Here is a 14,141-nt window from a genome sequence, read left to right on the forward strand (position 1 = left end):
CGAAGCCCTCGGCGCGGGTCTTCTCGTACATCTCGGTGATGCCGTCGCCCTGCGACAGCTTGGCGCGATGGCCGTAGCGCACGCCGTCGTAGCGCGCCAGGTTCGACGACGCCTCGGCCGGCGCGATCACGTAATAGGCCGGCAGCGCATACTTGGTGTGCGGCAAGCTGATGTCGCGGATCTCGGCGCCCGCGTCCTGCAGCATCCGTCGCCCCTCGGCCCAGAGCGACTCGATCTCGTCGGGCATGCCGTCCATGCGGTATTCGCGCGGGATGCCGATCACCTTGCCCTTGATGTCGCCGGTCAGCATCGCCTCGAAATCCGGCACGGGCAAGTCGGCGCTGGTCGAATCCTTGGGATCGTGGCCGCACATCGCCTGCAGCATGATCGCCGCGTCGCGCACGTCCTTGGCCATCGGCCCGGCCTGATCGAGCGACGAGGCGAACGCCACGATCCCCCAGCGCGAGCAGCGCCCGTAGGTCGGCTTGATCCCCGTGATGCCGGTGAAGGCCGCCGGTTGACGGATCGACCCGCCGGTGTCGGTGCCGGTCGCGCCCAGGCACAGGTCGGCGGCCACGGCCGCGGCGGACCCGCCGGACGAGCCGCCCGGCGTCAGCTTCGTGTCGTCGTTGCCGGCGCGCCACGGGTTCACGGCGTTGCCGTAGGTGCTGGTCTCGTTGCTGCTGCCCATGGCGAACTCGTCCATGTTCAGCTTGCCCAGCATCACCGCGCCCGCGTCGAACAGCTGGCCGGTCACGGTGGATTCGTACTCCGGCCTGAACCCCTGCAGGATGCGCGAGGCCGCCTGGCTGGGCACGCCCTTAGTGCAGAACAGGTCCTTGATCCCCAGCGGGATGCCGCACAGCGACGGCGCGTCGCCCGCCTTGATCCGCGCATCGGCGGCGGATGCCTGCTCGCGCGCGATCTCGGGCGTGTGGTGCACGAAGGCGTTCAGCGCGCCCGCGCCCTCGATCGCGGTCAGGCAGGCCTCGGTCAGCTCGGTCGCGGTCACGTCGCCCTTGCGCAGCGCGTCGCGCGCCTCGGCGATCTTCATCTTCGGCAGCTCGGTCATCTCAGGTCATCCTCTGGATCGTCAGGTCGGAGCGGGCCCGCAGCCTCACTCGACGACCTTGGGCACGGCGAAGAACCCCTCGCGGGCGTCGGGCGCGTTCGACAGCACCTTGTCCTGCATGCCGCCGTCGGTGACGCCGTCCTGCCGGCGCTTCAGCCGCATCGGGGTCACGCCGGTCATCGGCTCGACGCCCTCGACGTCGACCTCCTGCAACTGCTCGATGAAGCCCAGGATGGTGTTGAAATCCTGCGCCAGCCCCTCCAGGGCCTCGTCCTCGACCTTGATGCGCGCCAGTTTCGCCACGCGCGCGGCGGTTTCGGTGTCGATCGACATCGCGGGTTCCCCTTGCCTCGGATCGGCCCGGCTTTAGCGTCCCGCCGCCCCGCCCGCAAGCCTGTGGCGCCGCAGCACGACGATCATCCAGCCCAGCATGATCGCGTTGAGCACGTGCCACAGGAAATGCGTGCCCAGCGGGATCGCAGCGCACAGCGGTGCATCCAGCGTGCGCGCGGTCAAAGAGGCCACGAGGATCGTCGCCCCGAGCGCCAGCCCGCGCGCCGTCGCGGGCGCCCGGCGCCGCAGCGCCAGCGCATAGGCGTAGATCAGCAAAGGCACCGGCGCGTAGGCGGCCGAGCCGCCCAGCCCCGGCACCAGCGCAAAGACCCGGCCCAGCACGACCGCGTAGGGCACGAAGGCCGCCGCGCCCAGCACCGAAGGCCACGCCGGCCAGCCCCAGAAATGCCGGTTGGCCGCGTAGACATAGAGCAGGATGAACAGCAGGATCGGCAAGACGTCCGCCAGCCCGGCCCAGGCCTGCGCCAGCGTGTGGAACAGGAACGAGCCCACGCCGATGGCGAACAGCACCACCGCCAGCACCCGCTCGATCCCGCGCGCGCCGCGCCAGACCCACAGCGCGGCGATCAGGAAGGCCGCGTTGGTCACCGCGTTGACCGGCTCGGCCCAGAAGGCGGGCCCCAGCCGCTCGCAATAGCCGTCCACCGCCGCCGTCCAGTCCATCGCGCGCTCCTGCCCCGTCCCGCCCACCATATGGACCGCCGCGCCCAAGCTGCTAGTGTCGCGGCGAACCCTATCAGGAGGAACCATCATGCAGATCATCTGGCTGGGCCATGGCAGCTTCCGCATCGAGATCGAGGACCAGGTTCTGCTGGTCGACCCGTGGCTGAACGGCAACCCGATGATGAAGGACCAGGACCACGACGCCGCCACCGCCGGCGCGACCCAGATCCTGGTGACGCACGGCCACGGCGACCACACCGCCGACATCGTGGCGCTGTCGCAAAAGACCGGCGCGCCGGTCTCGGGCATGGTCGAACTGGCCAAGACGCTTTACGGCATGGGCGCGGCCGAGGGGCAGGCCTTCAACAAGGGCGGCACCGTGCGCTTCGGCAAGGTCGCCGTGACGATGGTGCCGGCCTCGCATTCCTCGTCGATGGAGGTGGACGGCGCGACCCACTACATGGGCATGGAGATCGGCTACATGATCGCGGGCGAAGGCCACGTGATCTACGTTTCGGGCGACACCGGCATCATGGCCGACATGTCGTGGATGGGCGAATACCACCGCCCCGACATCGGCATCCTGTCGGCCGGCGGGCATTACACGATGGACATGAAGCAGGCGGCCTGGGCGGCGAAGACATACTTCGACTTCAAGACCGTGATCCCCTGCCACTACCGCACCTTCCCGCTGCTCGAGCAATCCGCCGACGCGCTGAAACAGGGCCTGCCCAGCGTCGGCGTGATCGAGCCGCAAGTGATGCAGCCGATCACGCTGTAGGTGCCCGCACCCACTGTCCTGATCGTCGCCCAGGCCGGCCGGCTCCAGGCCGAGGCGTTGCTCTTCGCCGCCTCGCTGGCCGAGAGCTCGCCCACTGCGTCCCTCGTGGTGGCCGAACCGCAGCCCGGCCCGCTCTGGGACGACGATCCACGCATGGACGGCGACGCACGCGCCGCGCTCGACCGGCTCGGCGCGCGCGTCGTGCCTTTCGAGGCGCGCCGTTTCGGCCAGGCCTATCCGCAGGGCAACAAGATCGAGGCGCTGTCCGTCCTGCCCGCCGGCACGCCCTTCGCGTTCTTCGACACCGACACGCTGATCACCGGCGACCTCGCCGCCGTGCCGCTGGACCCCGACCGGCCCGCCGCCTCGCTGCGGCGCAAGGATACGTGGCCGAAGCCCGACATCGCCGGCCACGGCCGCGAAGCGATCTGGCGCGCGCTCTACGACCGGTTCGACCTCGACTTCGACGCCAGCCTCGACACCGCGCACCCGCCCGACGACTGGCGGCGCTACCTCTATTTCAACGCGGGTTTCTTCCACTTCCGCTGCCCACACGTTTTCGGGCAGCGCTTCCTGCACACCGCGCTCGCGATCCGCGACGCGCCGCCGCCCGAACTGACAGGCCAAAGCCTCGATCCGTGGCTCGACCAGGTGGCGCTGCCGCTGGTGATCCACGCCCTGGGCGGCGGGCGCGACGCGCTGGCGCCGGGCTGGATCGACGGGCGCACGTCGTGCCACTGGCGCGCGCTGCCGCTGCTCTACGCCCGCGAATCCGACGCCATCGTCGCCCTGCTCGAGCGCCTCGCCCACCGGCCGGACCTCAAGCCGCTGCTGGCACGGCACGAACCGCTGCGCCGCCTGGTCCTTGAGGGCGAGGGCGCGCGCATCCGCGCCATGTTCGACCGCGCCGCCCTGCCGCCCGACGAACGCGCCATCCGCAAGCGCATCCGCGCCGCCGGTCTCTGGCTGCGCTGAGGGAACCGCCGCGCCGCCCGCACGGTTCGCCCAGCATGACGCCCATCGCCGACATGATCTTCCAGGGCTGGACCGGGATCCTGCGCGTGCTGCTCGTCGGCACGCTCGCCTATGCCGGGCTGCTGGTCTTCCTGCGCGCGTCCGGCAAGCGCACGCTGTCCAAGCTCAACGCCTTCGACCTCGTGGTCACCGTGGCGCTCGGCTCGACCCTGTCGTCGATCCTGCTGTCGAACTCGATCGCGCTGCTCGAGGGGCTGGCCGCGCTGCTGCTGCTGGTCGCGCTGCAATGGCTGGTGGCGCGGCTGTCGGTCGCCTCGCCCGCCTTCGCGCGCGCCGTGCGGTCCGAACCCAGCATCCTGATGCGCGGGGGCGAGCCCTGCCGCCGCACCATGCGCGCGGAACGCGTGACCGAGGCCGAGCTGGCGCAGGTCCTCCGAGCCAACGGCGCCACCCAGCCGGACGATGCCGACACGGTGATCCTGGAAAGCGACGGCTCGTTCAGCGTGATCGCGCGCGACTCCTTCGGCGCGATGCGCACCACCCGCGTGGGCCTGCCCGAAGACGCGACCTGATCGCGCCCGTTGTCGCAAAGGGCGCGACCGGCTACTGATGCGGCCAACGCAACAGCAGGCCGGGAGGACCGCCATGACCGACACGCCCAAGTACGGCTTCGACACGCTTCAGGTGCACGCGGGCGCCCGTCCCGACCCGGCGACCGGCGCGCGGCAGGTGCCGATCTACCAGACCACCGCCTACGTCTTCCGCGACGCCGAACACGCCGCCGCCCTCTTCAACCTGCAGGAAGTGGGCTACATCTACTCGCGCCTGACCAACCCGACGGTCGCGGCGCTGCAGGAACGCGTCGCCACGCTGGAAGGCGGCGCCGGGGCGATCTGCTGCTCGTCCGGGCACGCGGCGCAGATCATGGCGCTGTTCCCGCTGATGGGGCCGGGGCGCAACATCGTGGTCTCGACGCGGCTCTACGGCGGGTCGATCACCCAGTTCAGCCAGACCATCAAGCGCTTCGGCTGGTCCGCCCGCTTCGTCGACTTCGACGACGTCGAGGCGATCGCCGCGGCCATCGACGAAGACACCCGCGCGGTGTTCTGCGAATCGATCGCCAATCCGGGCGGCTACATCACCGACCTCGACGCGGTGGCCAAGGTCGCCGACGCGGCGGGCCTGCCGCTGATCGTCGACAACACCTCGGCCACGCCGTACCTGTGCCGCCCGATCGAACACGGCGCCACGCTGGTCGTGCATTCGATGACCAAGTTCCTGACCGGTAACGGCACCGTCACCGGCGGCTGCGTCGTCGATTCGGGCAAGTTCGACTGGTCCGCGTCCGGCAAGTTCCCCTCTCTGTCCGAGCCCGAGCCCGCCTATCACGGCCTGAAGTTCCACGAGACCTTCGGCCCGCTGGCCTTCACCTTCCACGGCATCGCCATCGGCCTGCGCGACCTGGGCATGACGCTGAACCCGCAGGCCGCGCATTACACCCTGATGGGGATCGAGACGCTGTCCCTGCGGATGGAGCGGCACGTGAAGAACGCCGTCGAGGTCGCCGGCTGGCTGGAAAAGCACCCGGCGGTCAAGGCCGTGACCTATGCGGGCCTGCCGTCCTCGCCCTGGCACGGCCGGGTCGCGCGGATCTGCCCCAAGGGCGCGGGCGGGCTGTTCACCGTCACGCTGAAGGGCGGCTACGATGCCTGCATCAAGCTGGTCGACAGCCTCGAGATCTTCAGCCACGTGGCCAACCTCGGCGACACGCGCAGCCTGGTGATCCACTCGGCCAGCACCACGCACCGCCAGCTGACCGAGGAACAGCAGGTCGCGGCCGGGGCCTCCCCCGACGTAGTGCGCATCTCGATCGGGATCGAGGACGCCAAGGACCTGATCGCCGACCTCGACCAGGCGCTGGCCAAAGCCGGCTGACCGCCTGACGGGACGGCTGAAACGACAAAGGCCCGCCGGATCCCGGCGGGCCTTTCGATTGTCTGCGTGCGCCGGGTTACGGTTGCACCAGCTCCCACACCATGGTCACGCGGGCGTTGATCGTGGTGCTGCCCGCCTCGACCGGCACCCCGCGCGAGGCTTCCATCGCCATCATCGGCTGCGGGCCGCCATTCGTCTCCTGCGGCTCCGAGATCGACTGGATCGCGCCCAGAGTGACGCCGGCGGCGTCGGCGTACAGCTGCGCCTTGGCGCGCGCGTCCTCGACCGCGGCGCGGCGCGCCTCGTTCATGATCGGGCGCGGGTCCTGCAGGGTGAAGCGCAGCGACGAAAGCCGGTTGGCGCCGTCGTCCAGCACCGCCTGCAGCACCGGCCCCAGCGATTCGAGGTCGCGGACCTGCACCGTCAGCTGGTTCGACGCCTCGAACCCCTCGAACTGCGCCTGGCCGTTCAGGTCGTTCTCGCGCACCGGGTACAGCGACAGGTCGGTGGTCTGCATGTCGGCCGGCGCGACGCCCGCGGCGCCCAGGCGCTGGATGATCGCCTCGGCCGTGGTGGAGGCGGCGTTCATCGCCTCGCTGGCGCGGGCCGCGCGCTCGGTCACGCCCAGCGTGACCACCGCCATGTCCGGCGCCACGGTGCGGGACCCGTCGCCCGTCACGGTCAGCGTGGCCTGTGCGAGGACCGGCGACGCCATCGCCAGCAGGATCGCGGTGAGAATTGCGCGCATGCGTGTCTTCCTTTCAAAGGCATCGTCGCGCGCATGTTGCGCCGCACACCGCCCGACGCAAGCCCGTCGTCCCGGGCATTCTTTCGTTGGGCGAAGACTTGCTGTAGGCTGGCTGCGACGCGCCGTCCGGGGATGACCGGACCGCGCCGGACGTGGTAGGGACTGAAGATGGTACCGACTTTCGCGCTGTCCTTGTCCTTCGAGGGGATCGCCCTGCTGCGCCGGGGGCCGCGCGGCTGGACGCAGCTTGACCACGTGGCGGCCGAGGCGTCCGACCTCGACGCCGGGATGGCACGCCTGCGCGCCCGCGCGACCGATGCTGGTTCCGACGGCGACGCCGTCCTGCTGCTGCTCCCCGAGGCGCAGGTGCGCTACCTCGACCTGCCCGCCCCCGGCGCCGACGAGGCTGCCGCCGCGCGCACCGCGATGCAGGGCGCCAGCCCCTACGCGTTGTCCGAACTCACGGTCGACCACGTGACCCATGACGGCACGCTCTACGTCGCCGCCGTCGCGAACGAGACCCTGGACGAGGCCGAGGCCTTTGCCCGTACCCACGGCTTCCGCCCCGTGGGCTTCGCCGCCCTGCCGCCCGAGGGCGCGTTCCACGGCACCGCCGTGTTCGGCGCCGCCGCATCGTGGACCGGCCCCGCCCCGACACGCCCGGAGGCGCCGGCGCTCCTCGTCCCGGACCAGCCCGAGCCCGCCGCGCCGGAGGCCTCGGCCGAGCCCGCTCCGACCGAGACCGGCAAGGCCAGTCCCGAAAGCCCCGCGCCCGAGACGCCGCCCCTGACGTTCTCCAGTCGCCGCGCCGCCGAGACTCAGCCACCGGCGCCCGAGCCCGGGGAACCCGCCGCGAAAGCTGCGCCCGCTGCCAAGCCCGCGCCGAAGCCATCCGCCGCTCGCGACGCAAAACCCGCCCAGGCCGCCCCGGCTCTCGGCGCGACCGCGGCCGCGACACCCGGGGCAAAGCCACCCGCGCCTGCCGCGAAGTCCGCGGCACCCCACGCCAAGGCGCCCGCGCCCGCCGGCCCGGCCGCGTCCGGCCCGACCCCGATCGCGGTGCAGGGCGCCGCCTTCCGCGAGCGCATCCTCGACCGCGCCCGCCAGGCCGAGGCCTTCGCCGCGGCACAGGCCGAGGAAACCCCGCCCGAACCGCCGCGCGGCCGCCGCGCCTCGCGCGCGGAACGGCGGCACCTGGCTGCGAACGGCGTGCCCGGAGGCCGGAAAGGCCGCAAGGCCGGCCTCGCGCTGACCGCGGCCCTGCTGATCGCGCTGGCGGCGCTGGCCGGCTGGTCGCTGCTGGGACCCGGCGACGACACCGCGCCGTCGCCCATCGCCACCCTGCCCGCGCCCGATCCGGCCGAGCCGCAGGAGACCGCACTGGCCGAGACGGACGCAGCGGACCCCGCGCCGATCGACCCGGCCGCGCAGGACGAGGCCGCGTCCGAAGACACCGCGCTGGCCGAGACGGACCTGCCCCTCCCTCCGCCGTCCACCGAAACCGCGGAAGAAGCGCCCGAAGCCGCCCCCCGCCCGCTGACCGAGGACGAGGCCGCCGCGACCTACGCCGCCACCGGCATCTGGCAGCGCGCACCCGAACAGCCCGACCGCCCCGAGACCGGCGCGGTCGAGGACCTCTACGTCGCCTCGATCGACCCCGGCGTGCAGCAGTTCGACGCCGTCGCCCTGCCGCCCGCGCGCGGATACGCGCCCGACGCTCCGCCCGCCGAGCCGGGCCTGCCGCCGCCGCCCGGCGTGACCTTCACGCTGGACGAGCGCGGCCTCGTCGAAGCCACGCCCGAGGGCGCGCTGACGCCCGACGGCCACCGCGTCTATCTGGGGGCGCCGCCGGCGACGCCACCCCTGCGCCAGGCCGCCCTGCCCGACGATCAATCCGCCGTCACGCCGCCCGCGGCGTTCGAGGGCCTTCGCCCGTCGGCCCGGCCCGGCGACATCATCGAACAGAACGAACGCGCCACGCTGCAGGGCCTGTCGCGCGACGAGCTCGCGTCGTTCCGCCCCGCCCGGCGCCCCGGCTCGGCGCAGGAACAGGCCGAGATCGACACGCCCGACGCCACCGCCGAGGCGGTCGCGCGCTCGCTGCTGCCCGCCGCGCGGCCGCAGGGCTTCTCCACCACCGTCGCCTCGGCCCGCCAGAGCACGCCGACCGAGACCGCCGCGCCGCCGCGCACGGTCAGCCCGGACGTGCCCACCACCGCCGAGGTCGCCCGCGCAGCCACCGTGCGCAACGCCGTCAACCTCAGCGACACGGCGCTGTTCGGCATCTACGGCGCGGCCGCCGACCGCCGCGCGCTGGTGCGGCTGCCCAACGGCGATTACGAGAAGGTAAAGGTGGGCGACCGGCTGGACGGCGGCGAGGTGCTGGCCATCGGCGAATCCGAGCTGCGCTACCGCAAGCGCGGGCGCACGATCACGCTGGAACTGCCGCGCGGCTGACGCGCCGTCCGGGCCCACGCGACCGGCCCATTCCGCACCGACGCACCCAACAAGAAACGGCCCGAACGCAGGCGCCCGGACCGTCCCTAGTCAAGGCGTGAGGGGCGACCGCCCCCCGCCGATCATTCCGCGTCGGTCAGCTCGCCGCTTTCGATCTGCTCGCGCTCGATCGATTCGAACAGCGCCTTGAAGTTGCCTTCGCCGAAGCCGTCGTCGCCCTTGCGCTGGATGAACTCGAAGAAGATCGGCCCGATCACGGTCTTCGAGAAGATCTGCAGCAGGATCTTGGTCTCGCCGCCGTCCAGCACGCCTTCGCCGTCGATCAGGATGCCGTGCTTCTTCATGCGCTCGACCGGCTCGTCATGGCCCTGCACGCGCTCGAAGCTCATGTCGTAGTAGGTGTCGGGCGGCGCCGGCATGAAGCGGATGCCCTTCTCGGCGATCGCGTCGGTCGCGGCGTAGATGTCGCGCGCGCCCACGGCGATGTGCTGGATGCCCTCGCCGTTGTACTTCCGCAGGTAGGCCACGATCTGGCCCTTCTCGTCGCGGTCCTCGTTGATCGGGATGCGGATCCGCCCGCAGGGCGAGGTCAGCGCGCGGCTGGTCAGGCCCGTGTACTTGCCCTCGATGTCGAAGAACCGGATCTCGCGGAAGTTGAAGAGATCGCCGTAGAACTTGAACCACGTGTCCATGTTGCCCTTGAACACGTTGTGCGTGAGGTGGTCGAGATACCAGAAGCCCACGCCGCGCGGCTTGGATTGCGCGATCCAGTCGAATTCCTCGTTGTAGGGCGAGGTGTCGTAATACTGGTCGGTGAAGTAGATCAGGCTACCGCCGATCCCCTTGATCGCGGGCCAGTCGACGGTCTTGTCGTCGCCTTCGTAGGGCTCGGCGCCGTTCTTCACCGCGTGCTCGTACGCGTGCTGCGCGTCGACCACGCGCCACGCCATCGACGGCGCGCAGGGCCCGTGCTCCTCGACGAAGCGCGCGGCGAAGCTGCCCGGCTCGGCGTTGAGGACGTAGGTGATGTCGCCCTGCTGCCACAGCTCGATCTGCCTGGTCTTGTGCGTGGCGACGTGTTCGTAGCCCATCTTGGCGAAGAGGTCGCGCAGCTCCTGCGGCTCGGGATGCGCGAACTCGACGAATTCGAAGCCGTCGGTGCCGGCGGGGTTCTGCTCGGTGATCGTCGCCTGCGGGGCGTCGTGCGGGAACGGACCCATGATGTGCCTCCTGTGCAAATGTCGGGTCCGATCATACACCCGCCCGGGTGCGGAGGTTGCGCATTTCCGGGACCTTGGCGGCGTGCGGCGCGCGGGACTTGCATATTCCGGGCCGATGACGCGTAATCCGCGCATGGATCTCGACTCGGTGGACATCGCCCTTCTGGACGCCCTGCAACGCGACGGGCAGGCGACCGCGCAGGACCTGGGTGCGCGGCTGAACCTGTCGCCCAGCCAGGCCGGACGCCGCCGCCAGCGGCTCGAGGCCGCCGGCATCATCGAGGGCTACCGCGCGCGCCTCGCCCCCGACCGGCTGGGCCTTGCGGTGCAGGCCTTCGTGCAGGTGCAATTGTCGCGCCACGGCGCCGAACAGGCCCGCGACTTCGCCCGCCTGCTCGACCGGCGCCCCGAGATCACCTCGGCCTGGACGATGACGGGCGACGCCGACTACCTGCTGCGCGTCTGGTGCCGCGACCTGCAGGCGCTGAACCGCCTGATCCACGAGGACCTGCTGGCCAACCCGCTGGTGGCCCGCGTGCACAGCCAGATCGTGATGAACCAGCCGAAGACGGATTCGCCGCTGCCGATCGGCTGACCGCCCGGGCGTCGGGGTTACGTGTAGGCGTCGGTGCAGGGGGCTTGCCCCCTCTGGCCTGCGGCCATTCACCCCCAGGATATTTTTGGACCAAAGAAGCGGCGGGCGCGGGTTTTCTGGTGCCGTCGCGCGCGTCGAATATGAACGGATGATGAATCCGCCTCTGTAACCTATTGATTTTCCGCTGCCCGAGGCCTGTCCCACGATGGGACACCGGATCGCGCGTCTAGAACGGCACGTCGTCCGCCGCGGTGACGAAGCGCGCGACCACCTTCTTGGTGCCGGCCTTCTCGAACGCGATCTCGAGCTTGTCGCCCTCGATCCCGGCGACCGCGCCGTAGCCGAATTTCTGGTGGAAGACCCGCTCTCCGATCGAGAAGGCGCTGACCGCCTCGAGGTCGATGACCTGGTGGCGGCTTTCGCGCGGCTGGCTGACCGGCCGCTGGGCCGAGCGTTCCTGAAGCCGCCGCCAGCCGGGCGAGTTGTAGACGTCCGCGCGGCTGGCCTTGTCCTGCAGGTCGGATTCCGCCGCCGTCCGCATCACCGGCGAGGCGCCCGCCGCCATGCCGCCTGCCCCGTAGCCGCCGCCGTAGAGGCCCGGCGGGGTCAGCACGTCGACATGGTCCGCGGGCAGCTCGTCCACGAAGCGCGAGGGCATCTGGGACTGCCATTGCCCGAACACGCGCCGGTTGCCCGCGAACGAGATCGTGCAGACTTCCTCGGCCCGGGTGATGCCCACGTAGGCGAGCCTGCGCTCTTCCTCGAGGCCCTTCACGCCGCTTTCGTCCATCGACCGCTGCGAGGGGAACAGCCCGTCCTCCCATCCCGGCAGGAAGACGACCGGGAATTCGAGACCCTTGGCCGCGTGCAGCGTCATGATGCTGACCTTGGCGCCGCCCTCGTCGGATTCGTTGTCCATCACCAGGCTGACATGCTCAAGGAAGCCCTGCAGGTTCTCGAATCCTTCGAGCGCCTTGACCAGCTCCTTGAGGTTCTCCAGCCGGCCCGGCGCCTCGGGCGTCTTGTCGTTCTGCCACATCGCGGTGTAGCCGGACTCATCAAGCACGATCTCGGCCAGTTCCATGTGGCTCAGGTCCTTGTCGCCGGTCATCCGGCCCCAGCGGGCGAGACCGACGATCAGGTCCTTCAGCGCCGCCGCGCCCTTGCCCTTGATCGCGCCCTGTTCGACCGCCAGCGCCGCGCCGTCGAGCAGCGACACGCCGTTGTCGCGCGCCAGCCGCTGGATGGTCTGCTGCGCCTTGTCTCCGAGGCCGCGCTTGGGCGTGTTCACCACCCGCTCGAACGCCAGATCGTCGGCGGGCGACACGACCAGCCGGAAATAGGCCATCGCGTCGCGGATCTCCATCCGCTCGTAGAAGCGCGGGCCGCCGATCACGCGGTAGGGCAGCCCGATGGTCAGGAACCGGTCCTCGAACGCGCGCATCTGGTGGGACGCGCGCACGAGGATCGCCATGTCGTCGAGGCTGTAGGGCCGCATCCCGCGCGTGCCGCTCTGCATGGACTCGATCTCCTCGCCGATCCAGCGGGCCTCTTCCTCGCCGTCCCAATGGCCGATCAGGCGCACCTTCTCGCCCTCGGCCGCGTCGGTCCACAGCTCCTTGCCCAGCCGGCTTTCGTTGCCGCGGATCACGTTCGACGCGGCGGCGAGGATATGCGGGGTCGAGCGGTAGTTCTGTTCGAGACGCACCACGTGCGCGCCCTCGAAGTCCTTCTCGAAGCGCAGGATGTTGCCCACCTCGGCGCCGCGCCAGCCATAGATCGACTGGTCGTCGTCGCCCACGCAGCAGATGTTGCGGTGTCCCTGCGCCAGCAGCCGAAGCCAGAGATACTGCGCGACGTTGGTGTCCTGGTACTCGTCCACGAGGATGTAGCGGAACCAGCGCTGGTACTGGTCGAGCACGTCCGCGTGGTTGCGGAAGATCGTGACCATGTGCAGCAGCAGATCGCCGAAATCGCAGGCGTTCAGCTCGGCCAGGCGCGCCTGGTACTGGGCGTAGAGCTCGGGCCCGCGGTGGTTGTAGGCACCGGCATCCTGCGCCGGCACCCGGTCGGGCGTCAGCGCGCGGTTCTTCCAGCCGTCGATGATCGAGGCGAGCTGCCGAGCGGGCCAGCGCTTCTCGTCGATGCCGGCGGCGTTGATCAGCTGTTTCAGCAGGCGGATCTGGTCGTCGGTGTCGAGGATGGTGAAGTTCGACTTCAGCCCCGCCAGTTCCGCGTGGCGGCGCAGCAGCTTGACGCAGATCGCGTGGAAGGTGCCCAGCCAGGGCATTCCCTCGGCCGGCTGGCCCAGCATCTGGCCGACGCGGTTCTTCATCTCGCGCGCGGCCTTGTTGGTGAAGGTCACGGCGAGGATCTCGTTCGGGCGGGCGCGGCCGGTCATCAGCAGGTGCACGATCCGCGCGGTCAGCGCGCGGGTCTTGCCGGTGCCGGCGCCCGCCAGCATCAGCACGGGGCCGTCCAGCGTTTCCACCGCCTGCCGCTGGGCGGGGTTCAACCCGTCGAGATACGGCGTCGGCCGCGCCGCCATCGCGCGCGCGGACAGCGATGCGCCTTCGAAGGCGTCCATGTCGTCGAAGCTGCTCATGCGCGCAATCTAGCCCGGGCGTAACGGGATTGAAAGCATGTGTTCTTGTCTTGTTCCCGCCCTTTTGTCCAGATCGGAGAAATGGCTTGCAGCGCGGCCGGTTGCGGGCATGGACAAATCCGCGCGGGCGGGCATGACTGCGCGGATGGACCTCGATCTCGACTATCCCGCCGTCTCCGACCTGCGCCGCGCCGCGCGCCGGCGCATCCCGCATTTCGCCTTCGAATACCTCGACAGCGGCACGGGACGCGAGCTTCAGGTCGCCGCCAACCGCGCGGCGCTGGACGCGGTGCGGTTCCTGCCGGGCATCCTGCCGGGCAAGGTCGCGCCCGATTTCACCACGCGGTTGCTGGGCGAGGATTGGTCGCGCCCCTTCGGCATCGCGCCGCTGGGCATGTCCGGGCTGATCTGGCCGGGGGCCGAGGCGATGCTGGCCCGCTTCGCGCACGAGGCCGGCATCCCCTACGCGCTGTCCGCGGTCGCCACGCGCGTGCCCGAGGATGTGGGCCCGCTGACCGGCGGGCGCGGCTGGTTCCAGCTGTATTGCCCCGCCGATCCGGAGATCCGCCGGGACATGCTGAAGCGGGCCAGGGCCTCGGGTTTCTCGACCCTGATCTTCACCGTCGACGTGCCCGACGATTCGCGGCGCGAGCGTCAGCGCCGCGCCCGGCTGACCCTGCCGCCAAGGATCACCCCGCGCGTGGTGTGGGAGGTCGCGACCCATCCGCGCTGGGCG

Annotated in this window: 13 protein-coding genes; 7 read left to right on the top strand and 6 right to left on the bottom strand. The window is 70.7% G+C overall.

Annotated elements, in window-relative coordinates:
• The 3 genes from ACFDTC_RS14600 to ACFDTC_RS14610 all read right to left on the bottom strand — a co-directional run.
• A partial coding sequence (locus tag ACFDTC_RS14600) for an amidase (RefSeq protein ID WP_375259619.1) occupies window positions 1-1,072 on the bottom strand: 1,072 nt, incomplete at its 3' end.
• Window positions 1,073-1,117: 45 nt separating this feature from the next.
• Window positions 1,118-1,405 (bottom strand): Asp-tRNA(Asn)/Glu-tRNA(Gln) amidotransferase subunit GatC, encoded by a 288-nt coding sequence (gene gatC / locus ACFDTC_RS14605; RefSeq protein ID WP_375259620.1) that lies wholly within the window; start codon window positions 1,403-1,405, stop codon window positions 1,118-1,120.
• Window positions 1,406-1,438: 33 nt separating this feature from the next.
• Window positions 1,439-2,089 (bottom strand): ceramidase domain-containing protein, encoded by a 651-nt coding sequence (locus ACFDTC_RS14610; RefSeq protein WP_375259621.1) that lies wholly within the window; start codon window positions 2,087-2,089, stop codon window positions 1,439-1,441.
• Window positions 2,090-2,177: 88 nt separating this feature from the next.
• On the opposite strand from ACFDTC_RS14610, the gene ACFDTC_RS14615 reads away from it, so the two are divergent.
• From ACFDTC_RS14615 to ACFDTC_RS14630, 4 genes are all read left to right on the top strand, one after another.
• On the top strand, window positions 2,178-2,870 hold the full coding sequence (locus tag ACFDTC_RS14615) for a metal-dependent hydrolase (protein ID WP_375259622.1): 693 nt from the start codon (window positions 2,178-2,180) through the stop codon (window positions 2,868-2,870).
• Window positions 2,871-3,845 (top strand): hypothetical protein, encoded by a 975-nt coding sequence (locus tag ACFDTC_RS14620; RefSeq protein ID WP_375259623.1) that lies wholly within the window; start codon window positions 2,871-2,873, stop codon window positions 3,843-3,845.
• 35 nt (window positions 3,846-3,880) lie between these two features.
• A complete protein-coding gene (locus ACFDTC_RS14625) occupies window positions 3,881-4,417 on the top strand; it encodes a DUF421 domain-containing protein (protein WP_375259624.1) in 537 nt (178 codons plus the stop codon).
• 73 nt (window positions 4,418-4,490) lie between these two features.
• Window positions 4,491-5,780: an O-acetylhomoserine aminocarboxypropyltransferase/cysteine synthase family protein gene (locus tag ACFDTC_RS14630; RefSeq protein ID WP_375259625.1), complete on the top strand. Its 1,290-nt coding sequence runs from the start codon at window positions 4,491-4,493 to the stop codon at window positions 5,778-5,780.
• A 76-nt stretch (window positions 5,781-5,856) separates the two neighbouring features.
• Here the strand turns inward: ACFDTC_RS14630 and ACFDTC_RS14635 are convergent, their stop codons facing one another.
• Window positions 5,857-6,528 (bottom strand): SIMPL domain-containing protein, encoded by a 672-nt coding sequence (locus tag ACFDTC_RS14635; protein ID WP_375259626.1) that lies wholly within the window; start codon window positions 6,526-6,528, stop codon window positions 5,857-5,859.
• A gap of 168 nt (window positions 6,529-6,696) precedes the next feature.
• On the opposite strand from ACFDTC_RS14635, the gene ACFDTC_RS14640 reads away from it, so the two are divergent.
• On the top strand, window positions 6,697-8,985 hold the full coding sequence (locus tag ACFDTC_RS14640; protein ID WP_375259627.1) for a hypothetical protein: 2,289 nt from the start codon (window positions 6,697-6,699) through the stop codon (window positions 8,983-8,985).
• Between the two features lie 122 nt (window positions 8,986-9,107).
• Here the strand turns inward: ACFDTC_RS14640 and hppD are convergent, their stop codons facing one another.
• Window positions 9,108-10,205 (bottom strand): 4-hydroxyphenylpyruvate dioxygenase, encoded by a 1,098-nt coding sequence (gene hppD, locus ACFDTC_RS14645; RefSeq protein WP_375259628.1) that lies wholly within the window; start codon window positions 10,203-10,205, stop codon window positions 9,108-9,110.
• Window positions 10,206-10,338: 133 nt separating this feature from the next.
• Here hppD and ACFDTC_RS14650 point away from each other — a divergent pair, with 133 nt between their 5' ends.
• Window positions 10,339-10,800 (top strand): Lrp/AsnC family transcriptional regulator, encoded by a 462-nt coding sequence (locus ACFDTC_RS14650; protein WP_375259629.1) that lies wholly within the window; start codon window positions 10,339-10,341, stop codon window positions 10,798-10,800.
• 226 nt (window positions 10,801-11,026) lie between these two features.
• Here ACFDTC_RS14650 and ACFDTC_RS14655 read toward each other — a convergent pair whose 3' ends face one another.
• Complete coding sequence (locus tag ACFDTC_RS14655; protein ID WP_375259630.1) at window positions 11,027-13,405, bottom strand: ATP-dependent helicase; 2,379 nt, start codon at window positions 13,403-13,405, stop codon at window positions 11,027-11,029.
• A gap of 109 nt (window positions 13,406-13,514) precedes the next feature.
• Here ACFDTC_RS14655 and ACFDTC_RS14660 point away from each other — a divergent pair.
• Window positions 13,515-14,141: alpha-hydroxy-acid oxidizing protein (locus tag ACFDTC_RS14660; RefSeq protein ID WP_375259631.1), on the top strand; the 627-nt coding region annotated here is incomplete at its 3' end.

Source organism: Citreimonas sp. (assembly GCF_042096055.1).
Classification (GTDB): domain Bacteria; phylum Pseudomonadota; class Alphaproteobacteria; order Rhodobacterales; family Rhodobacteraceae; genus Citreimonas.

Coding starts and splice junctions, on each gene's coding strand:
- gatC (WP_375259620.1), bottom strand. CDS start 1,405: ATGTCGATCGACACCGAAACCGCCGCGCGCGTGGCGAAACTGGCGCGC.
- ACFDTC_RS14610 (WP_375259621.1), bottom strand. CDS start 2,089: ATGGACTGGACGGCGGCGGTGGACGGCTATTGCGAGCGGCTGGGGCCC.
- ACFDTC_RS14615 (WP_375259622.1), top strand. CDS start 2,178: ATGCAGATCATCTGGCTGGGCCATGGCAGCTTCCGCATCGAGATCGAG.
- ACFDTC_RS14625 (WP_375259624.1), top strand. CDS start 3,881: ATGACGCCCATCGCCGACATGATCTTCCAGGGCTGGACCGGGATCCTG.
- ACFDTC_RS14630 (WP_375259625.1), top strand. CDS start 4,491: ATGACCGACACGCCCAAGTACGGCTTCGACACGCTTCAGGTGCACGCG.
- ACFDTC_RS14635 (WP_375259626.1), bottom strand. CDS start 6,528: ATGCGCGCAATTCTCACCGCGATCCTGCTGGCGATGGCGTCGCCGGTC.
- ACFDTC_RS14640 (WP_375259627.1), top strand. CDS start 6,697: ATGGTACCGACTTTCGCGCTGTCCTTGTCCTTCGAGGGGATCGCCCTG.
- hppD (WP_375259628.1), bottom strand. CDS start 10,205: ATGGGTCCGTTCCCGCACGACGCCCCGCAGGCGACGATCACCGAGCAG.
- ACFDTC_RS14650 (WP_375259629.1), top strand. CDS start 10,339: ATGGATCTCGACTCGGTGGACATCGCCCTTCTGGACGCCCTGCAACGC.
- ACFDTC_RS14655 (WP_375259630.1), bottom strand. CDS start 13,405: ATGAGCAGCTTCGACGACATGGACGCCTTCGAAGGCGCATCGCTGTCC.